The sequence below is a fragment of the Achromobacter sp. EG18 genome, assembly GCF_059759395.1.
The window spans coordinates 3,625,538-3,644,477 of record NZ_CM186213.1 but is presented as its reverse complement, the minus strand read 5'-3'; the positions used below and the strand labels follow the sequence as shown (position 1 = coordinate 3,644,477).

The window sequence follows — 18,940 nt, the reverse complement described above, 5'->3', positions numbered from 1 at the left end:
GCTCAATGGCCCAAGGCCGCGCCGTCGCGGCGCGGATCGGCGGCGCCATCGAGGCCTTGCGGCGTCACGCGTATCGCGGCGGCGCCGCTTTTCATGTCGACCTGCTCGAGCTTGTGGCCGCGGGCGGCCAATTGCGCGATGGTATCGGTCGCCACTCGACCCTTTTCCACCTGACTGCGGCCGCTGTTGCCGGCGACGTGCGGCAGCGCCAGCGCGTCGGCGGGGCGCAGCCCCCAGGCCAGGATGCCGACCACGGCCTGGGCGATGTAATCGACGATATAGCCGCCGCCGGCCGATCCGGTCACCAGCGCCAGCCTGCCATCGCCATCGAACACCATGGTGGGCGCCATCGACGTCACTGGCCGCTTGTTCGGCGCCATGGCGTTGGGCGCGCCCTTGCCGTGGGTCGACGAGAAATTGGTCAGGGCGTTGTTCAGGAAGAAGCCGTGCGGCATCAGCCATGAACCGAAGTTCAGGTTGATGGTGGTGGTCATCGACAACGCATTGCCGCGCGCGTCGACGATAGCGACCTGGCTGGTTTCGGTGGTGCCCGGCGCGTCGGCGCCGGCCGGTGCGGGCATGCCGGCGAACACCCCCGGGCGCGGGTCCGTGACCGCCTTGCCGGATAGCAGGGCGGCGCGTTCGCGCACGTAGCCGGGCGCGATCAGCTGGCGCACCGGCGGCTTGACCTGTGCCGGGTCGCCGATATAGGCCAGGCGGTCGGCGCGGGCGATGCGCGCGGTATCGATCAACAGGTGGTCGGCGGCGGCGGAGCCGGGAGCCAGTGTGTCGATGCGGCGGGCGGCCAGCATGCCCAGTTGCTGCAGCACCGATACACCGCCGAAGCTGGGGGGCGGAAAGGTGCAGACCTTCCAGGACAGGAAGGGGCCGCAGATCGGCGTGCGTTCGACCGGGCGGTAGGCCGCCAGGTCGGCGGCCTGGATCAGGCTGGGATACTTGCCTGCGCCGATGGCGGCCAGGACATCGGCGGTGAGCACGCCATGGTTGATTGCATCCGGATCGGCGGCGACCTTGCGCAGCGCGTCCGCCAGCAGCGGATTGCGGACCGTTGCGCCGACCGGCAGCACCTGCCCGCGGGCGTCATAGAACACATTGCGGATCGCGGGGTTCTCGGCCAGTTGCGGCAGCCGCTGCAGGCTGTCGTGCAGGTAGGGCGACATCGGAAAGCCGTCTTCGGCGCTGTGGATGCCGGCCTGGAACAGGCTGGCCCATGGCAGTTTTCCGTGGCGCTGGTGCGCCAGCGCCATGACGCGAACGGTGCCGGGTACGCCGACCGAGCGGCCCAGGCGCGCCACGTCCTTGAGGGGCAGGGTGGCGCCGTCGACGTCGGTGCGCAGGCTGGCGGTGGTGCGCGCCGGCGCCGCGGCCAGCCCGTCCAGGGCGGACAAGGTGCCGTCGTCCTGGTCCCACACCAGCATCAGCGTGCCGCCGCCCAATCCGGACGATTGCGGCTCGACCACGGTCAATACCATCTGTACCGCGATGGCCGCGTCCACCACGCTGCCGCCACGCTTGAGGGCGTCGAGCCCCGCGGCGGCCGCCAGGGGGTTGGCCGCGGCCACCATGCCGGTGGCGATGGTCTCGGCCTGCGCGCCGGCCGCGCCGCACAAGGCGAGGGCGGCCAGGAATCGTGCGGTGCGGCGGACAGGCATGCGCATGGGACGCTCCGGGTAGGACGACGGGCCATTATTCGCCCGTCGCCGAATCCTGTCCAGAGCGGCCCTGGCGGGACAGTGCCCGGCGGTTTTCGTCGACTCGCCAACGGCACACCCGGACACATCGGCGGCACACCCGGCGTGCCGATGGCGTCAGGAACGCCGGGCGATCGTGTCGATCCAGAAGCGGGTGGACGGATCCTGCGGCGCCACCTGCTGTGCCGGCGCGTCCAGTTCGCGGATGATGTTCTTGGCCAAGGCCTTGCCGAACTCGACGCCCCATTGGTCGAACGGGTTGATGCCCCAGATGACGCCCTGCGTGAATACCTTGTGCTCGTACAGCGCCAGCAGGGCGCCCAGGGTGTAGGCCTCGAGGTGCGGCAGCACGATCAGCGAGGATGGCCGTCCGCCGGGGTGCACCTTGTGCTGTGCCAGGAGCCGCGCGCGAGCCGGATCGGCTTCGGTGCGGGAAGTTTCGGCCAGCGCCTCGTCGAACGACTTGCCGCGCAACAGCGCCGCGCGCTGCGCCAGGCAATTGGCGATCAACAGTTCGTGGTGGCGCGCATAGGCGTGGTCGGGCTGCTCGCACAGGATGAAATCGACGGGCGCGCCGGCGGTGTCCTGGTGCAGCCACTGGAAGAAAGTGTGCTGGCAATCGGTGCCCGACATGCCCCAGACGGCGGGGCCGGTCGGCACGCCCGCCGGGCTGCCGTCGGCGGTCGCGACCTTGCCGAGCGATTCCATTTCGAGTTGCTGGGCCCAGGGCACGATGTGGTAAAGCCGCGAATCGTAGGGCGAGATGACCAGCGAGTCGAAGCCCAGCACGCTGCGGTTGACGACGCCGGCCAGGGCCAATTGCAGCGGGGCGTTTTCGGCCAGCGGGGCGTGGCGGAAGTGTTCGTCCATGGCGGCGGCGCCGGCCAGCAACTGGTCGAAGGTATCGTTTCCCATCGCCAGCGCGACCGGCAGGCCAATGGCGGACCACAGCGAATAGCGGCCGCCCACCCAGTCCCAGATCTGGAAAATATGGTCGGGCGAGATGCCCAGATTGAGCGCGGCCTCGACGTTGGCGGTGATCGCCACCACTTGCTTGATCGGATCGGCCACGCCGGCGTCGCGCAGCCAGTTCATGGCGACTTCGGCATTGGCCAGCGGCTCGGTGGTGGTGAAGGACTTGGAGGCGACGATGACCAGCGTGTCGTGGGGATCCAGCCGACTCATGGCGTCGGCGACCGAATGGGAGTCGACGTTCGAGGCGAAGCGCACCTCGCGACGCGCCCCGCCGTAGCGCAGTGCGCGGGTGATCAAGCGGGGCCCCCAGTCGCTACCGCCGATACCCAGGTGCAGGATGCAGCTGTAGCGGTTGGCGGCATCGGCATCGCGCACGAATTGGCGCATGCGCTCGCGTTCGGCCAATACGGCGGCGGCAACCATGGCCGGAGGCTGCGGCGCGCGCAGGGCGGTGTGCCAGGCCGGGCGTTGTTCAGTCCAGTTGGCGTCGCCGCCATCGAACAGCCGCGCGCGCGCGGCATCGAACTCCTGTTGTGCCAGCAAGGCGGCCGCCGCCTCTTGCAGCGCGGGGGAATACGCCTGCGCGCTCAGGTCCAGGCGCAACCCGGGGGCGTTGATCAGGCGCAGTTGCTCGCCGCGCAGGTCGGCGGATTTGGCTGCGGCGGCGAAGCGCCGCCAGGCTGGACTGTTGGGCAAAGACATCGGCGACTAGAAGGGCAGGGTGGCGTCGGGCGCCAGTTTAGCCAGTTCCCGCCGGAAATCGCCCTGGATGCGGGCCAATGCCTCGGCGGTCTGCGCTTCGAAGCGCAGCACCACGACTGGCGTGGTGTTGGACGGCCGCGCCAGGCCGAAGCCGTCGGGATACTCGGCGCGTACGCCGTCGATGGTGACCACGCGCGTGGCGCCGGGAAACTGGCCCTGCTCCTGCAGCGCCTGCACCAGCGTGAAGGGCTGGCCTTCCTCCATTTCAAGCTTCAATTCGGGCGTGGACACGTCCTGCGGCAGGGCCTCCAAGGGCGCGCCGGCATCGCTGAAGCGCGATACGATTTCCAGCAGGCGGGCGCCGGTGTACAGGCCGTCGTCAAAGCCGTACCAGCGCTCCTTGAAGAAGATGTGGCCGCTCATCTCGCCGGCCAGCGGCGCGCCGGTTTCGGCCAGCTTGGCCTTGACCAGCGAGTGGCCGGTCTTCCACATCAGCGGCTCGCCGCCCGCGGCTTCGACCGACAGGCCGACGTGGCGGCTGCACTTGACGTCGTAGATGATGGTGGCGCCAGGGTTGCGCTCAAGCACATCGCGGGCGAACAGCACCAGCTGGCGGTCGGGCCAGATGATCTGGCCGGATTTGGTCACCACGCCGAGGCGGTCGCCATCGCCATCGAACGCCAGGCCGATTTCGCAGTCGGTGGTGGCCAGGCAGTGGATCAGGTCCTGCAGGTTCTTGGGTTCGGCCGGATCGGGATGGTGGTTGGGAAAGGTGCCATCGACCTCGCAGAACAGCTCGGTGACCTCGCAACCCAGGGCGCGGAACAATTGCGGCGCGATCGCACCCGCCACGCCGTTGCCGCAGTCGATCGCGATCTTCATGGGCCGGGCCAGTTTCACCCCGGATGCGATCCGCGCGATGTAGGCCGCCACCAGGTCCAGTTCGCGCCGCACCCCGGGGCGCGGCGCGGGCGCGTCGGTGCCGCCGTTCATGCGGCGCGCCAGGGCCTGCACATCTTCGCCATACAGCGCGCGTCCGCCCATCATCATCTTGAAGCCGTTGTACTTGGGCGGATTGTGGCTGCCCGTGATGGCGACGCCGGAGCCGGTCTGCAGCGTGTGCGCGGCGAAATACACCAGGGGCGTGGGAACCTGTCCGATATCGACAGTGTCGACGCCGCCTTCCAGCATGCCTTCCTGCAGCGCCTGCGACAGCATTTCGCTGCTGAGACGGCCATCACGGCCCACCACCAGCGTCTGCACGCCCTGTTCGCGCGCGGTCGCGGCCAGCGCCGCGCCCAGGGCTCGCGCAAAGCGGGCGTCGATCAGGTCGGGGACGGTGCCGCGGATATCATAGGCCTTGAAGACGGCGGCGGGGAATTGCGAGTTGTCGGCCACGACGGCTCCTTGGGTGACGGGTTGCGCTGGCATGCCCCGGCGCCGGACGAGCCGGCCAAAAAAAAGGGCGCAAAATGGGATTATCCCCTATCGGCGCCGGATGCATCATCCCGCCAGTGGCTTAAGGCGTCCAGGGGCTTGCTCCGCGCCCGCCCCAGCCTGGTGCGCCGCGCTGGCGGCGGCGCGCCGTGGCGGTGCGTCGGCATGGGCCCCGAAGCCGGCGTCGGCGGGGGCATGCCGCTGGCATGGAACTTGCTCGCCATCCGAAGGTGATACGCTAGTCATGCAAGCAGAAAGACCGGAGGGGCCCATGAGAGCCAAAGTATCCACAGTCACGTCATCGGGCGGCGCCAGGCGCAGGCCGCCCACGGACTTCGCCGGCCCGGCGGCCGGGCGGGAACGCCGGCTCGACATTCACGTATTCATCTCACCCGAGGGCGAGCTGGCGACCGGCCGGGCCTGGGAGCGCTGTGTCTGGCGCGATGCCCGCGTGCTGATCGCCGAATGTCCGGCTCCGCATCTGCCGGCCTCGGTCGAGAGCGCCCTGCGCGCGATCGCGGCCAGCGTGGCGCGGGATCGCGCTTGGCAGGGCATGGGGACGGTGGCCTTTTCACTGGACGATCGCACCGGGGTGTTCCGCGTGATCCTTGCGGAATCGCGGCCGCGTTCGGGCGCCGCGGTGGCCGACTTCGAACCGGTCGCGGCGCACGCGCTGGAGGTGCGCATCGACGGTTGCGCCGACCGCCATATGCCTTGCACGCACCTGCTGGTCTGCGGCGCCACCCGCGGCGAAGCCTTGCGGCGCGCCTATCGCGCCCTGTCCGAAATGCCGGGTCCGGCCGGCGTCGATCGCGCGTTCCTGATGAACCGCATCGCCTCGCGCGCCTACTGCACCGGCCTGACCGGCACGCGCCTGGACCAGGCCGTGGGCTAGTGTGCTGTTGGACAGCACACTAGCGCAACCGGCGCGGCCGAGCTGCCTCTACAATAGTCCGCACCTCCCTTGAACAGCGCCCGGGCGCGGCCCGGCGCGCCCCACCGTGCGGCGCCTATGACCTTGCTGAGCGAATTGCAATCCCTCCTGGGCGAGTCCCATGTGCTGACCGGCGCCGATGCCGAGCCGTTCGCGCTGGATTGGCGCCGCCGCTATCGCGGCGTGGCGTTGGCGGTGATCCGTCCCGGTTCGACGCAGGAGGTGGCCGATGCCATCAAGCTGTGCGCGGCCCATGGCGTGCCGGTGGTGCCGCAGGGCGGCAATACCGGCCTCTGTGGCGGCGCCACGCCGGATGGCTCGGGCAGCGCGGTGGTGCTGTCGACCGCCCGCCTGAACCGCGTCCGCGCGCTCGATACCGACAACGACACCATCACGGTGGAAGCGGGCTGCATCCTGCAGGCGGTGCAACAGGCCGCGGCCGACGCCGGCCGGCTGTTCCCGCTCAGCCTTGCCGCCGAAGGCAGCTGCACCATCGGCGGCAACCTCGCCACCAACGCCGGCGGCACCCAGGTGCTGCGTTACGGCAACACGCGCGACCTGGCCCTGGGGCTCGAGGTGGTCACCGCCGAGGGCGAGATCTGGAACGGCCTGCGCGGCCTGCGCAAGGACAACACCGGCTACGATCTGCGCGACCTCTATATCGGCAGCGAGGGCACGCTGGGCGTCATCACCGCCGCCACGCTCAAGCTTTTCCCGCGGCCAGTGGCCTCCTGCACCGCGTTGCTGACGCTGGACAGCATAGACAACGCGGTCGAGCTGCTGTCGCGCGCCCGCGCCGGCTTCGGCGCCGCGCTGACCGGCTTCGAATTGATGAGCGGCCATTGCCTGCAGGCCGTGGTGCGGCTGTTCCCGCAGCAGCGCTTGCCGTTCGAAGGCGACTCCGCCGCTTCGCCCTGGTTCGCGCTGCTGGAACTGTCGGACAGCGAAAGCGAAACGCATGCGCGCGAACGCTTCGAGACGGTGCTGGGCGAGGCGATCGAGGCCGGCCTGGTGAATGACGCGGCCATCGCCGCCAACGTCGCGCAGAGCAAGGCCTTGTGGCACCTGCGCGAAAGCATCCCGCTGGCCGAGGCCGAGCTGGGCAAGTCGGTCAAGCACGACGTGTCGATCCCGATTTCCGCCATCGCCGGCTTCGTGCACCACACCAATGCGCTGCTGCAGGCGCGTTTCCCCGGCGTGCGCCACGTGATCTTCGGCCACCTGGGCGATGGCAACCTGCACTACAACGTGGCCAACGCGCCCGGCCAGACCGAGACCGAGTTGCTGGCGCTGCAAAGCGACATCTACGGCGTGGTGCATGACAGCGTGCACGCGCACGCCGGTTCCATCAGCGCCGAGCACGGCGTGGGCCAGCTCAAGCGCGACGAACTGCCGCGCTACAAGAGCGCGGTCGAACTGGCCCTGATGCGGCGGATCAAGCGCGCGCTGGATCCGCACGGCGTGATGAACCCGGGCAAGGTGCTGCAGGCCTGACCGGAGCGTTCAACCTTTCTTTCGATGGGGGTGCGAATATGGCAGCCAGTCCCGCGGCGGGCGCGAATCAGCGGATCCTGATCGTCGAGGACGATCACATCATCGCCGGCAACCTGTACACCTTCCTGGAAGCCCGCGGATTCCTGCCGGACGTGGCCTATAGCGGCCCCGCGGGCCTGCAGCGCCTGGAGGAACAGCGTTTCGACGCCGTGATCCTGGACATCGGCCTGCCTGGCATGGACGGCCATGCGGTGCTGCACGCGCTGCGCGCCGACAGGCGTCTGCCGGTGCCGGTGCTGGTGTTGACCGCGCGCGACAGCCTGGAAGACAAGCTGGCCGGTTTCTCGCACGGCGCCGACGACTACCTGACCAAGCCGTTCGCCTTGCTGGAAGTCGAGGCCCGCCTGCTCGCGCTGATCCAGCGCGCCAAGGGGTCGACCGTGGACACGGTGCGTGTTTTCGGCGACCTGGCCTACGACACCCGCAGCCGCACGGCGTCGATCGGCGGCAAGCCTGTCCACCTGACGCGCAAGGCGACCCTCATCCTGGAAGCGCTGCTGCGCGACCCGGGGCGGGTGGTCTCGCGCGAGGAACTGGAATCGCAGTTGTGGGGCAGCGAACCGCCGTCTTCCGACGCGCTGCGCAGCCAGGTGCACCTGCTGCGTCGCGCGCTGGCCGACGCCGGCTTCGACGGCATCGAAACCCTGCATGGCACGGGCTGGCGCCTGGTCGCCGACGGGAGCGCCGCATGAGCCGCTTCGCGGGGGGCGGCACCCTCACGCAACGCGTGGTGTGGGCGCTGACCGGCACCGTGGCCTTGTTCGTGACGGCGCTGGCGTTGCTCGCCTACCTGACGTTCGACCAGATGGAGGACGATCTGGTCAACGACATCCTCAATACCGAAATGGACCGCCTGGTGCAGCACGCGCGCACCAGCGACCAGTTCCTGCCGCGCCACGGCGCCCGTGAGCTGGGGGGCTCCATGCGCGCCTGGCTCAGCGCCGACGGCGAGGCGCCGGCCGGCATGCCCGAGGAGATACGCGGCCTGGACAACGGCCTGCACCTGATCGAGCCCGGAGCCTATACCTGGCACGTGATGGTGGCCGAGACCGGCACCGGCAAGGTCTACCTGCTGTACGACGCCACCGACAATGAGGAACGGGTGCACGATTTCGGGTTGATCGTGCTGGGCGTCGGGGCGATCTGCGTGGTGGGCGCGTATGCCCTGTCGCGGCGCGTGGCGGCGGTGGCGGTGGGCCCCTTGCTGGACCTGACCGACCGGCTCTCGACCTGGGCGCCCGGCTCGCCTGACCTGGCGGTGACGCGCGACGACGAGGCCGGCCGGCTGATCGAGGCCTTCAACCGGGTGCAGAACCAGGTCGACCGTTCCATCGCCCGCGAACGCGAGTTCGCCGGCAACCTCAGCCACGAAGTCCGCACGCCCCTGGCGGCGATCCGCTCCGACAGCGAACTGATGCTGCTGACCCAGGACCTGACGGCGGACCAGCGCCAGCGGCTGACGCGGGTCATGGACAACGTCGACGACGTCATCGTCTGTCTTGAAAGCGCGCGCGCCATGGCCCGCGACCAGATGCGTCCGCCGGAGCCGGTCGACCTGGCCGACTGCATGCAGGACGCCTGGCGCGGCTACGAATCCCAGGCCGGCGTGGCCCAGCTGCGTTTCGACAACCGCATCCCGCCCGAGCACATCCGCATTCTGGACCGTTATGCCTTGCTGACGGTGCTGCGCAACCTGGTGCGCAACGCCATCGAACATGCCGCGCCCGCCACGCTGACCGCCAGCCTGGGCGAGGATGGCGTGTTGCAGCTGGGCGACGATGGCAAGGGCATCGACGCCGGCGACCTGCCCTTCCTGTTCCGCCGCTACTACAGCGGGCGGCTGCGGGATTCGGCCGCCGCGGGCCGGGACGAAACCGCGCGCGGCCTGGGGCTGGCCATCGCCAAGCGGGTCTGCGACATGCAGGGCTGGACCTTGACCGTGGATTCTTCCCGCGAAGGCCCCCAACGCGGCACGCGCTTCAGCCTGCGCCTGAACGCGGCGGACGCGACGGCGTAGTCGGGGCGCAACGCCGGGGGCGAGGCTCCCCCCGGGGAGGCGAATTTGACGAATTTTCGACTATCGGCCGCCTAAGCTGTCCGCTTCGGCCGAGCGCCCTCCATCGCGTCCCACATGTCGTCCCTGTCCCCTCCCGCGGCCCCCCGGCCGACGCCCGCCGCCTACCTGGCCACGCACGTGCTGGGCGTGACGTTGTTCCTGGCGTGCCTGGCCTGGTGGGCCAATGCGTCGGGGTGGGACCTGGCCATCGCGCGCGCCCTGTTCAACCCGGCGTTGGACGATTTCCCATTGCACACCAACCGCTGGCTGGAACTGATTGGCCACCGCATGGTGCTGGCCCTGCCGATCGGCATCGGGCTGGGCGCCATCGCCGTCGCGGCGGCCAGCTATCGCATTCCCGCCTGGCGCTCCCTGCGCGGGCCGGCGCTGGCGTTGGCATTGACCTGTATGGCGGGGCAGCTGGCCATCACCCAGCTCAAGCACTACACCACGCTGCCGCGGCCCTACGACCTGGACACGCTGGGCGGCTACACCCCCTATCCGCAGTCGTGGTGGACCTGGGATCGTGGCAAGGCCGGCGGCGCGCTGCCCAGCGGCCATGCCGGCGCCGGCTATTCGCTGCTGGCCCTGTATTTCGCCGGCTGGGCCGTCGGGCGGCCGGGTTGGCGCTGGTGGGGGCTGGCGGCGGGCATCGCCGCCGGGCTGGCGTTTTCAGCCGTGCGCATCCTGCAGGGCGCGCACTTCCTCAGCCAGACGCTGTGGTCGGCCGCCCTGATGTGGCTGCTGGCCGCGCTGTTCTTTTGGCCGGTGCTGCACGGGACGGGCGGTCGCCCCGCCTCCGTATCGATTGCTCAATTGAGCAGCAGGCCTGGCAGCCATAGCGAGAACGCCGGCACGTAGGTGACCAGCGCCAGCGCGGCCAGCAACGCGCCGTAGAACGGCCAGATGGTCCGCATCACCGTGCCGACCGAGACCCCGCCGATGGCGCAGCCCACGAACTGGGTGGTGCCCACCGGCGGCGTGTTCAGGCCCAGCGCGCAGTTCAGCAGCATCACCATGCCGAACTGCACCGGCCCCATGCCGTACTGCATGCAGATCGGCAGGAAGATGGGCGTGCAGATCAGGATGGTCGCCGCCATGTCCAGGAAAGTGCCCAGCACGAACAGGATGATGTTGACCATCAGGAAGATCGCCCACGGGCTGGTGGAGATCGAGGCCATCAGCGCGCCGGTCTTCTCGGCCACGCCGTAGAAACTGATCAGATAGCCGAAGGTAGCCGAAATGCCGATCAGCAGCAGCACCACGCCGGTCGTCTTGACCGCCTTGCTGGCGGCGCGCACGAACTGGTCCCAGGTCAGCGAGCGGTAGACGAAGATCGTCAGCGCCAGCGCGTACAGCACGGCCACCGCGGCCGATTCCGTGGCCGTGAAGACCCCGCTCAGGATGCCGACGATGATCAGCACCACCACGAACAGCCCCGGCAGGGCGGCCACCAGCGAACGCGCCACGATGTGCCAGCCGGGGAAGGTGCCCGCCGGATAGCCGCGGCTGCGCGCCACGAAATACGCCGCGGCCAGGTTGCACAGCGTCAGGATCAGCGCCGGCACCACGCCGGCCGCGATCAGCGCCGCGATCGACACCTTGCCGCCCGCCGCCAGGGTGTAGATGATGATGTTGTGGCTGGTCGGCATCAGCGCGCCCACCAGCGCCGCGTGGGTGGTGACGTTGACCGCGTAGTCGGCGTGGTAGCCCTCGCGCTTCATCATCGGGATCATCACCGAACCCATCGCCGAGACGTCCGCCACCGGCGATCCGGACACGCCGCCGAACAGCGTGCAGGCCACCACGTTGGACATGCCCAGGCCGCCGCGCACGTGGCCCACCAGCGATTTGGCGAACGCCACGATGCGGTCGGCGATGCCGCCGTACAGCATCAGCTCGCCGGTGAAGATGAAGAACGGGATGGCCAGGAACGAAAACGCGTTCATGCCCGAGGTCATCTGCTGGAAGGCCACCGCCAGCGGCAAGTCCTCGTACATGATCGCGGTGATCGACGACAGCCCGATGGCGAACGCCACCGGCACGCCGATCACCAGGAAACCCATGAAGGTGAAGGAGAGTAGGGTCAGCGCCATGCCGGTACCACCTTTTGGTTGCGCAACAGGGCGATGACGTGCTCGACCGAGAACAGCGCGATCAGCACGCCGGACAGGGCCGCGGGCACGTACTTCCAGCCGTTGGAAATACCCAGGTTGGGAATCTTGTAGGCCCACACGGATTCGGCCAGCAGGGCGCAGTTCCACGCCATCAGCGCGCCGAACAGCAGCACCAGCAGGTGGATGAAGATCTTCAGGCGCCGCTGGCCGATCGCCGGCAGCACGTCGACCAGCGATTCGAAGCCGATGTGGCCGGCATCGCGCACGCCGACGGCGGCGCCGAGCATGGTGACGTACAGCACCAGCAGCAACGCCAGGCTCTCGGCCCAGGTGGGGGTGCTGTTCAACACATGGCGGCCGAAGATCTGCAGCGATACCGCGACGATCAGGCAGACCAGGCCGAACACGCTGGTCCACATGCACAGCCGCGCCAGCCGGGCGCAGCCCCGGGTGTAGGCGTCCAGCGGGGCAGCCAGGGCATGCGCCCGGCCCCCCGCCGCGACATCCGGGTCATTGGTGGAGGTAGCCAACATGTGGATTCCTTATTGGACGGCCTGGATCTTGGCGACCAGGTCTTTCATGTCGGGCGTGGTGACGAAGCGGTCGTACACCGGTTTCATCGCCGCCTGGAACGAGGCCTTGTCCACCTCGACGATCTGCGAGCCGGCCTTCTCGACCACGGCGCGCGACTTCTGCTCACGCTCGTCCCACAGCTTGCGCATGTAGGGCACCGACTCGCGCGCGGCCTCGCGCAGGACCTTCTGGTCCTCGGCCGACAGTTTGTCCCACTGGCGCTTGGAAAAGATCAGGATTTCCGGCGTCATGGTGTGCTCGGTCAGCGCGTAGTATTTGGCGACCTCGTAGTGGTGCGCGCTTTCGTAGCTCGGGTAGTTGTTCTCGGCCGCGTCCACCAGCCCGGTCTTGAGCGAGGTGTAGACCTCGCCCATCGGCATCGGCGTGGCGTTGCCGCCCATGGCTTCCACCATCGCCACCGACAGGTCCGACTGCTGCACCCGGATCTTCATGCCCTTGGCGTCGGCCAGCGTCTTGATCGGCTTGTTGCGCGTGTACATCGAGCGCGAGCCGCTGTCGTACCAGGCCAGGCCGACGAAGCCGGCCGACTCGCAGGACTTCAGGATCCGTTCGCCGATCTCGCTGTCCAGCACCTTGTGCAGATGCTCTTTCGAGCGGAACAGGAACGGCAGCGATGGCACGCGCGTGGTCTGGCAGATGTTGTGCATGGCGGCGCTGGAGACGCGCGCCATGGCCAGCGCGCCCAGCTTCACCTGTTCGATCGAGTCGTCTTCGTTGCCGAGCGCGCCGCCCGCATACACCTTGACGGTGATGCGGCCGTTGGTGCGCTGCTTGACCAGCTCGCCGAACTGGCGCACGGCCTGCACGGTGGGGTAATCGTCGGGATGGATGTCCGCCGAGCGCAGCTCGGCGGCATGGGTGGCGGGAATCAGCGTCAGCAAGGCGGCCGCGGCCAGGATGGCGCGGGTCAGGGTCGGGCGCAGCATGTCTACCTCCGGTCGGGAGTACGGCGTTTCGTTGAGGGCCGTTGCGGCCCCGAAGCTCTTTGATGTGTACGGACCTGCTCACTACTCGTGCATGGGCGCTTGGGGCGCCGCGGTCGGGTGCTAACCGGCGCTTGCGGTTTCCTCCAGGCCCCGCGCGCCGGGGCGCAGGATGAAGACGGCGCCGGCGATGGAATCGGGAGCGGCATCGGCGGGGCGGATCGAAGTGACCAGCAGCAGGTCCAGGTCGGGGCCGCCGAACGCGCACATGGCGACGCGGGCGGCCGGCACCTCCAGGCTGCGGTCAAGGCGGCCGTCCGGCGTGTAGCGGTAGATACGGCCGGCCTCGTTGCCGCAGATCCAGTAGCAGCCGTCGGCGTCGACCGCGGCGCCATCGGGGCGGCCGGCCGGTAGTTTCGGGATGAAGACGCGGCGGTTGCGGAGCGGGCCGCCGTCGATGTCGTAGTCGAAGGCCCAGACCACCTGCCGCGTCGGATGGGAGTCGGACAGATACATGGTCCGGCCATCGGGGCTAAAGGCCAGGCCATTGGGCACGATCAGGTCATCGACGATCGCTTCCAGCGGTTGGCCGGGGGCGTAGCGATACAGTTTGCCGGCGTTGCGGGCCAGGCCCATGTCCATGACCATGGTGCCAGCGAGGAAGCGGCCCTGGCGGTCGCAGCGGCCGTCATTGAAGCGCATGCCGGGCGCGCCGTGGCGCACCGGCGCCAGCGGCGCGGGCAGGCAGGGCTGGCCGGCTTGCAGCGGGCCGCAGGCGTACAGCCCGTCCTCCATCGCCAGCAGCCAGCCGTCGCCGCGCGGGGCGATGCAGCCGGCCATCTGCGGCAGCGCCCAATGATCCAGCCGGTCGCTGGCCGGCGTCCAGCGCCACAGCGCGCGGCCGGGAATGTCGGTCCAGTGGAACGACTGGTCGGCGCTGCGCCACACGGGGCTTTCGCCCACGCCGCAGAGCAGGGTTCCGATGCGTTCAGCGTGGGTCGCCATGATGGGCCGGGGACGAAATCAGCGCGGGGGAAAGGGGAAGGGGCCGGCCTTGACGAAGGCGCCGCCCTGGAAGCGTCCGGCGGGATCGTCGGCGGGCAGGGGCGCTTGCGCCTCGACCTGCGCGCGAAAGGCTTCGGAGGAATCCTTGGGCGCGAAACCCAGCGCGGCGGCGCGATGGTTGTCCCACCAGCTGTCGCGGTTGGCCGAGGCGCCATAGGCGATCAGGTGACCGACGTTCGGCGTGAACAGCGATCGCACCACCAGGTCGGTCAGGTCGTCGTAGCTGAGCCAGGTGACCATCATGCGGCGATCCTTGGGCTCGGGAAACGACGAGCCGATGCGCAGGCAGACCGTCTCGATGCCATAGCGGTCGTAGTAGAAGCGCGACAGGTTCTCGCCGTAGGCCTTGCTCAGGCCGTAGTAGCCATCGGGCCGCAACGGCGTGTCGGTGTCCAGCCGCGCGCCCTGTTCATAGAAGCCGATGACGTGGTTGGAGCTGGCGAACACCACGCGCCGCACGCCATGGACGCGGGCGGCTTCGTAGACGTGGTAGACCCCCTGGATATTGGCCGGCAGGATTTCCTCGAAAGAACGCTCCACGGAAACGCCGCCCAGGTGCACAATGGCGTCGGCGCCGCGCACCAGCTCGGAGACGGCGGCGGGGTCGGCCAGGTCGCAGGGCACGACTTCCTCGCCGGGGGCGGCGGGCGCCATGGCCGCGACGTCGGAAACCCGCAGCACGTCGGCGCAGGCCTTCAGGCGCGGTCGCAGTACCCGGCCCAGGTTGCCGGCGGCGCCGGTCAACAATAAGCGATGACAACGGGGGGAGGCAGGCATGCGGTCGACAGCTAGGCTCATGGCGCAACGCTCGGTGGGGTGGACTTGCCTGGTACGTTATCGTACAACTTGTCCAAAGTATAATAAGCACGAATTTTTGCAGTCAAGCGCCACGCAACCGCTTCCGGATAATCCCTGATGAACGCTCCTGTCGATACCCCCGTGCTGCCGCAGCGTCGTCCACGGAACCTGGCGCAAGGCCTGGTGGAAAACATTTCCGAACGCATCCGCGGCGGCGACATCCGCCCCGGCGACAAGCTGCCCACCGAATCCGAGATCATGCGGCAGTTCGGCGTCAGCCGCACCGTGGTGCGCGAAGCGCTGTCGCGGCTGCAGGCCTCCGGCCTGGTCGAAACCCATCATGGCGTGGGCACCTACGCGCTCGAACCTAGCGGTGGCGGCGATTTTCGCGTCGACCCGGCCGACATCGCCACGGTGCGCGATGTGCTGGTGCTGCTGGAACTGCGCATCTGCCTGGAAAGCGAGGCCGCCGGCCTGGCCGCCGTGCGCCGCAGCGAGGCCCAGCTGGCCGAGATGCGCCGCGCGCTGGACGCCTTCAAGGCCGCGCTGGACAGCGGCGGCGACACCATCACGCCGGACTTCCAGTTCCACCTGCTGGTGTCGCAGGCCACCGACAACCGTTATTTCGCCGATCTCATGTCGCACCTGGGTTCGGCCATCATCCCCCGCACCCGCATCAATTCGGCCAAGTTCGCGCACGAGGACCGTGCCGCCTACCTGTCGCGCGTCAACCTGGAGCACGAAGACATCTACAGCGCCATCATGCGCCAGGATGCCGAAGGCGCCCGCGCCGCGATGCGCACCCACCTGAGCAACAGCCGCGAGCGCCTGCGCCGGGTGCAATAGGCCCGCGCGGCCGCCACGCCGGATGCTGAAGAAATGAGATGTCGTACGACATGACAGGGTTGTCATCGGCCTCGTATTCGACATCGCGACTCCACCCGGCGGCGCTGCGGCGCGTCGATCCGCGTTAATCTTGGCCGTTTTCAATCACCGGATGGCAAGGCATGGTTTGGCTCGGTAAGCGTGGCGCGGCAACGGCGCGGGGTTTCGTTGGTAGTCGGAGGGCCGCCGCATGCGCCGGCTGACACTGCGCTTCATCCTGGCCGTGCTGGCGCTGCTGACGCTCAGCCGCCTTGGTCTGTCCTGGTGGATGTGGGACCGGGTCCAGGCGGCCGGCGGCCTGTGGCCGGTGCTGCTGGGCGGCCTGCGCATCGACGTCTGCCTGCTGTCCATGGTGATCGCGCTGCCGGCGGTGTTCTCGCCGTGGCTGGGGCACCGCCCGTGGGCGGCGCGCGTTACCGCCTGGTGGTTCCGCGTCTGGTGGATGCTGTACGTGCTGCTGGAAGTCTCCACGCCGCAGTTCATCGCCGAATACGACACGCGCCCGAACCGCCTGTATTTCATCTACCTGCTCAATCCGAAGGAAGTCGGCTCGATGCTGTGGCAGGGCTACAAGGGCGTGCTGTTCACCGCGCTGGTGGTGCTGCTGGTGGCGGCCTGGCTGGCGGTCAAGCTGTTCCCGGTGCGCGTGCGCGATCCCTTCCTGGCGTGGTGGAAGCGGCCGCTGGCGTCGCTGGCGATCCTGGCGCTGGTGGTGCTGGGCGCGCGCGGCACGCTGGAGCATCGCCCCATCAATCCGGCCAAGGTCGCGTTCAGCTCGGACGCGATGGTCAATTCGCTGGCCCTGAACTCGCTCTACAGCGTGTTCGATGCCGCCTACCGCATGCGCGACGAACGCTCGTCGGCCGCGATGTATCCGAAGATGCCGGTGGACGAGATGAACGCCATCGTGCGCGACAAGGCCGGCCTGACGGGGGCGCCGCTGGATCCGCGCTACCCCAGCCTGCACGAGCAGAAGGCCACGGTGCGCCGCGACAAGCCGCTCAACCTGGTGATCATCCTGCAGGAAAGCCTGGGCGCGCAATATGTCGGCAGCCTGGGGGGCAAGGACTTGACGCCCAACATCGACCGGCTTGGCAAGGAAGGCTGGATGTTCCATCGCGCCTACGCCACCGGCACGCGCTCGGTGCGCGGCATCGAGGCGGTCACCGCGGGCTTCCTGCCCAGCGTGGCCGACGCCGTGGTCAAGCTGCCGCGCTCGCAGACCGGCTTCTTCACCCTGGCGCAGGTGCTGGGCAAACATGGCTACCATTCGCGCTTCGTCTATGGCGGCGAGTCGCACTTCGACAACATGCGCGCCTTCTTCCTGGGCAATGGCTTTGACGAGATCGTCGATCGCCCGAAGTTCGAGAACCCGGTGTTCGAAGGCTCGTGGGGGGCGTCCGACGAGGACATGTTCACCCAGGTCGACCGCCTGCTGCGCGCCGACGGCGACAAGCCGGTGTTCACGCTGGCGTTCTCGGTCAGCAACCATTCGCCGTGGGAGTACCCGGCGGGCCGCATCCAGCCGGTGGGCGATCCGGCCAGCGTCGACAACACCGTGCGCTACGCCGACTGGGCGCTGGGCCAGTTCTTCGACAAGGCGCGCAAGGCGCCGTACTGGGACAACACCGTGTTCCTGGTGATCGCGGACCACGATTCCCGCGTCTACGGCTCGATCCCGGTGCCGGTGCGGCACTTCCAGATCCCGGCCCTGATCCTGGGCGCGGGCATCGCGCCGCGCCAGGACGAGCGCATCGTCAGCCAGATCGACATGGCGCCCACGCTGCTGTCGCTGATCGGACTGGACAACATCAATCCGATGCTGGGCGCCGATCTGACGCAACGCGATCCCAACCGCGCGCTGATGCAGTACGCCGACAACTTCGGCTACCTGCGTGGGGACAAGCTGCTGGTGCTGGAACCGTCCAAGGCGCCGCGCGAATTCCGCTACCGCGCCGCGCCGGTCGGGCAGGACGAGACCTACGATCCGGTCGAACCGGCGGATGACGCCCTGACCAAGGAAGCGCTGGCGCACGCGCTGTGGGCCAGTTGGGTCTATCGCGAAGAAAAATACCGCCTGCCTTGACTTCACCCCGTCCGGGCCTGGGGCCGGTTTGATCCCGCTCAAACCGGCCCCCGGGCAGTCCTCGCACACTCGCGTTCATGACTTTTCCCGATCCGCTGGCCGGCCCGATCCGGCCCCCTGTCGCTGACGCAGGCGACGCGCCCGCGTCCGCCCCGGCCGCGCGCTGGCGCGGTTGGCCCGTGCCACGCGGCCGCCTGGCCTGGCTGACCGGCGTGTTCAGCACGCTCCTGATCGGCGCCAGCACGCTGTTCTGGTGCCTGCTGCTGTTTCCCATGGCGCTGCTGAAACTGGCGCTGCCGTTCGCGGCGGCCAGGCGCCGCATCGACCCCATCCTCAACGGCATCGCCACGGCCTGGATCAGCGTCAACACCGCCTGGTTCACGCGCATCCAGCGCGCGCCCTGGGATGTGCGCGGCAATACCGGCCTGCGCTACGCGGACTGGTACCTGGTCAACTGCAACCACCAGTCCTGGGTCGACATCTTCGTGTTGCAGGGCGCGTTGAACCGCCGCATTCCGCTGCTGAAGTTCTTCCTCAAGCAGCAGCTCATCTACGTGCCGGTGATCGGGCTGGCGTGGTGGGCGCTGGATTTTCCCTTCATGAAGCGCCACGGCAAGGCCGACCTGCGCCGCAATCCCGCCCTGGGACGCCAGGACCAGGAAACCGCGCGCCGCGCCTGCCAGAAATTCTCGCTGGTGCCGACCAGCGTGATGGTGTTTGCCGAGGGCACGCGCTTTTCGCCGGCCAAGCGCGACGCGCAGGGAGCCCCGTATCGTCACCTGCTCAAGCCCAAGGCGGGCGGGCTGGCGGTGTCGCTGAACGCGATGGGCACGCGTTTTCGTTCGATGATCGATGTCACCATCGCCTATCCGGCGGGTGTGCCCAGCTTCTGGGACATGGCCTGCGGCCGCATGGGCACGGTGCGGGTGCGCATGCGCCAAGTGCCGGTGCCGCCGGCCTTCTGCGAAGGCGACTACAGCCGCGACAAGGCCTTCCGCACCGAATTCCACCACTGGCTGGGCCGGCAGTGGCAGGCCAAGGATGACGAGATCGAGGCGTTGACGACCGATGCGGCCGCCACGCCCCGATCCTGACAGACGTC

The 18,940-nt window shown here is 68.8% G+C and carries 16 protein-coding genes; 8 read left to right on the top strand and 8 right to left on the bottom strand.

Annotation, left to right across the window (positions count from 1 at the left end; translation table 11 throughout):
- Nucleotides 1–2: 2 nt before the first annotated feature.
- The 3 genes from AC6CR5_RS16690 to AC6CR5_RS16680 all read right to left on the bottom strand — a co-directional run bounded on the left by AC6CR5_RS16690 (nucleotide 3) and on the right by AC6CR5_RS16680 (nucleotide 4,820).
- Nucleotides 3–1,679 (bottom strand): gamma-glutamyltransferase family protein, encoded by a 1,677-nt coding sequence (locus AC6CR5_RS16690; protein ID WP_233639441.1) that lies wholly within the window; start codon nucleotides 1,677–1,679, stop codon nucleotides 3–5.
- 150 nt (nucleotides 1,680–1,829) lie between these two features.
- The gene (gene pgi, locus AC6CR5_RS16685; protein WP_047991881.1) at nucleotides 1,830–3,389 is read right to left on the bottom strand and encodes a glucose-6-phosphate isomerase; all 1,560 of its coding nucleotides are present in this window, start codon (nucleotides 3,387–3,389) and stop codon (nucleotides 1,830–1,832) included.
- A 6-nt stretch (nucleotides 3,390–3,395) separates the two neighbouring features.
- Nucleotides 3,396–4,820, bottom strand: a complete 1,425-nt coding sequence (locus AC6CR5_RS16680) for a phosphomannomutase/phosphoglucomutase (RefSeq protein WP_150101239.1) — start codon at nucleotides 4,818–4,820, stop codon at nucleotides 3,396–3,398.
- Nucleotides 4,821–5,097: 277 nt separating this feature from the next.
- Here AC6CR5_RS16680 and AC6CR5_RS16675 point away from each other — a divergent pair, with 277 nt between their 5' ends.
- The 5 genes from AC6CR5_RS16675 to AC6CR5_RS16655 all read left to right on the top strand — a co-directional run bounded on the left by AC6CR5_RS16675 (nucleotide 5,098) and on the right by AC6CR5_RS16655 (nucleotide 10,231).
- The gene (locus AC6CR5_RS16675; RefSeq protein WP_006385901.1) at nucleotides 5,098–5,721 is read left to right on the top strand and encodes a BPTD_3102 family carboxylase-like protein; all 624 of its coding nucleotides are present in this window, start codon (nucleotides 5,098–5,100) and stop codon (nucleotides 5,719–5,721) included.
- Nucleotides 5,722–5,838: 117 nt separating this feature from the next.
- Nucleotides 5,839–7,254 (top strand): FAD-binding oxidoreductase, encoded by a 1,416-nt coding sequence (locus tag AC6CR5_RS16670; RefSeq protein WP_047991879.1) that lies wholly within the window; start codon nucleotides 5,839–5,841, stop codon nucleotides 7,252–7,254.
- 38 nt (nucleotides 7,255–7,292) lie between these two features.
- On the top strand, nucleotides 7,293–8,006 hold the full coding sequence (locus AC6CR5_RS16665) for a response regulator transcription factor (RefSeq protein ID WP_006385903.1): 714 nt from the start codon (nucleotides 7,293–7,295) through the stop codon (nucleotides 8,004–8,006).
- The gene (locus AC6CR5_RS16660; protein WP_020926312.1) at nucleotides 8,003–9,331 is read left to right on the top strand and encodes a sensor histidine kinase; all 1,329 of its coding nucleotides are present in this window, start codon (nucleotides 8,003–8,005) and stop codon (nucleotides 9,329–9,331) included. Before AC6CR5_RS16665 ends, AC6CR5_RS16660 begins: the two co-directional genes overlap by 4 nt.
- A 114-nt stretch (nucleotides 9,332–9,445) precedes the next feature.
- Entirely contained in the window at nucleotides 9,446–10,231 is a 786-nt protein-coding gene (locus AC6CR5_RS16655; RefSeq protein ID WP_058665719.1) for a phosphatase PAP2 family protein, read from the top strand.
- On the opposite strand, the gene AC6CR5_RS16650 is transcribed toward AC6CR5_RS16655, so the two are convergent.
- From AC6CR5_RS16650 to AC6CR5_RS16630, 5 genes are all read right to left on the bottom strand, one after another.
- The gene (locus AC6CR5_RS16650) at nucleotides 10,183–11,466 is read right to left on the bottom strand and encodes a TRAP transporter large permease (RefSeq protein WP_020926314.1); all 1,284 of its coding nucleotides are present in this window, start codon (nucleotides 11,464–11,466) and stop codon (nucleotides 10,183–10,185) included. The two genes, AC6CR5_RS16655 and AC6CR5_RS16650, sit on opposite strands and share 49 nt — an antisense overlap.
- A complete protein-coding gene (locus AC6CR5_RS16645) occupies nucleotides 11,457–12,020 on the bottom strand; it encodes a TRAP transporter small permease (protein WP_006385907.1) in 564 nt (187 codons plus the stop codon). The genes AC6CR5_RS16650 and AC6CR5_RS16645 overlap by 10 nt, the downstream gene beginning before the upstream one ends.
- Before the next feature lie 9 nt (nucleotides 12,021–12,029).
- A complete protein-coding gene (locus AC6CR5_RS16640) occupies nucleotides 12,030–13,007 on the bottom strand; it encodes a TRAP transporter substrate-binding protein (protein WP_006385908.1) in 978 nt (325 codons plus the stop codon).
- 120 nt (nucleotides 13,008–13,127) lie between these two features.
- On the bottom strand, nucleotides 13,128–14,009 hold the full coding sequence (locus AC6CR5_RS16635) for an SMP-30/gluconolactonase/LRE family protein (RefSeq protein WP_054445922.1): 882 nt from the start codon (nucleotides 14,007–14,009) through the stop codon (nucleotides 13,128–13,130).
- Nucleotides 14,010–14,027: 18 nt separating this feature from the next.
- Nucleotides 14,028–14,867 carry an NAD-dependent epimerase/dehydratase family protein gene (locus AC6CR5_RS16630; RefSeq protein ID WP_498084736.1) on the bottom strand — a complete coding sequence of 280 codons (840 nt, stop codon included), beginning with the start codon at nucleotides 14,865–14,867 and terminating at the stop codon, nucleotides 14,028–14,030.
- A 117-nt stretch (nucleotides 14,868–14,984) separates the two neighbouring features.
- Here AC6CR5_RS16630 and AC6CR5_RS16625 point away from each other — a divergent pair, with 117 nt between their 5' ends.
- The 3 genes from AC6CR5_RS16625 (at nucleotide 14,985) to yihG (ending at nucleotide 18,932) form a co-directional block, all read left to right on the top strand.
- Nucleotides 14,985–15,713: a FadR/GntR family transcriptional regulator gene (locus tag AC6CR5_RS16625; RefSeq protein WP_006385911.1), complete on the top strand. Its 729-nt coding sequence runs from the start codon at nucleotides 14,985–14,987 to the stop codon at nucleotides 15,711–15,713.
- 229 nt (nucleotides 15,714–15,942) lie between these two features.
- Entirely contained in the window at nucleotides 15,943–17,838 is a 1,896-nt protein-coding gene (locus tag AC6CR5_RS16620; protein ID WP_047991873.1) for an LTA synthase family protein, read from the top strand.
- 179 nt (nucleotides 17,839–18,017) lie between these two features.
- The gene (gene yihG / locus AC6CR5_RS16615; RefSeq protein WP_038505182.1) at nucleotides 18,018–18,932 is read left to right on the top strand and encodes a 1-acylglycerol-3-phosphate O-acyltransferase, YihG family; all 915 of its coding nucleotides are present in this window, start codon (nucleotides 18,018–18,020) and stop codon (nucleotides 18,930–18,932) included.
- Nucleotides 18,933–18,940: the final 8 nt, after the last annotated feature.

Excerpts from the sequence above, each read along its gene's own strand:
- AC6CR5_RS16660 (WP_020926312.1), top strand. The coding sequence starts at position 8,003 with ATGAGCCGCTTCGCGGGGGGCGGCACCCTCACGCAACGCGTGGTGTGG.
- AC6CR5_RS16675 (WP_006385901.1), top strand. The coding sequence starts at position 5,098 with ATGAGAGCCAAAGTATCCACAGTCACGTCATCGGGCGGCGCCAGGCGC.
- AC6CR5_RS16625 (WP_006385911.1), top strand. The coding sequence starts at position 14,985 with ATGAACGCTCCTGTCGATACCCCCGTGCTGCCGCAGCGTCGTCCACGG.
- AC6CR5_RS16690 (WP_233639441.1), bottom strand. The coding sequence starts at position 1,679 with ATGCGCATGCCTGTCCGCCGCACCGCACGATTCCTGGCCGCCCTCGCC.
- AC6CR5_RS16655 (WP_058665719.1), top strand. The coding sequence starts at position 9,446 with ATGTCGTCCCTGTCCCCTCCCGCGGCCCCCCGGCCGACGCCCGCCGCC.
- AC6CR5_RS16640 (WP_006385908.1), bottom strand. The coding sequence starts at position 13,007 with ATGCTGCGCCCGACCCTGACCCGCGCCATCCTGGCCGCGGCCGCCTTG.
- AC6CR5_RS16680 (WP_150101239.1), bottom strand. The coding sequence starts at position 4,820 with ATGCCAGCGCAACCCGTCACCCAAGGAGCCGTCGTGGCCGACAACTCG.
- AC6CR5_RS16620 (WP_047991873.1), top strand. The coding sequence starts at position 15,943 with ATGCGCCGGCTGACACTGCGCTTCATCCTGGCCGTGCTGGCGCTGCTG.
- AC6CR5_RS16665 (WP_006385903.1), top strand. The coding sequence starts at position 7,293 with ATGGCAGCCAGTCCCGCGGCGGGCGCGAATCAGCGGATCCTGATCGTC.
- AC6CR5_RS16630 (WP_498084736.1), bottom strand. The coding sequence starts at position 14,867 with ATGAGCCTAGCTGTCGACCGCATGCCTGCCTCCCCCCGTTGTCATCGC.
- pgi (WP_047991881.1), bottom strand. The coding sequence starts at position 3,389 with ATGTCTTTGCCCAACAGTCCAGCCTGGCGGCGCTTCGCCGCCGCAGCC.
- AC6CR5_RS16645 (WP_006385907.1), bottom strand. The coding sequence starts at position 12,020 with ATGTTGGCTACCTCCACCAATGACCCGGATGTCGCGGCGGGGGGCCGG.
- AC6CR5_RS16650 (WP_020926314.1), bottom strand. The coding sequence starts at position 11,466 with ATGGCGCTGACCCTACTCTCCTTCACCTTCATGGGTTTCCTGGTGATC.
- AC6CR5_RS16670 (WP_047991879.1), top strand. The coding sequence starts at position 5,839 with ATGACCTTGCTGAGCGAATTGCAATCCCTCCTGGGCGAGTCCCATGTG.
- AC6CR5_RS16635 (WP_054445922.1), bottom strand. The coding sequence starts at position 14,009 with ATGGCGACCCACGCTGAACGCATCGGAACCCTGCTCTGCGGCGTGGGC.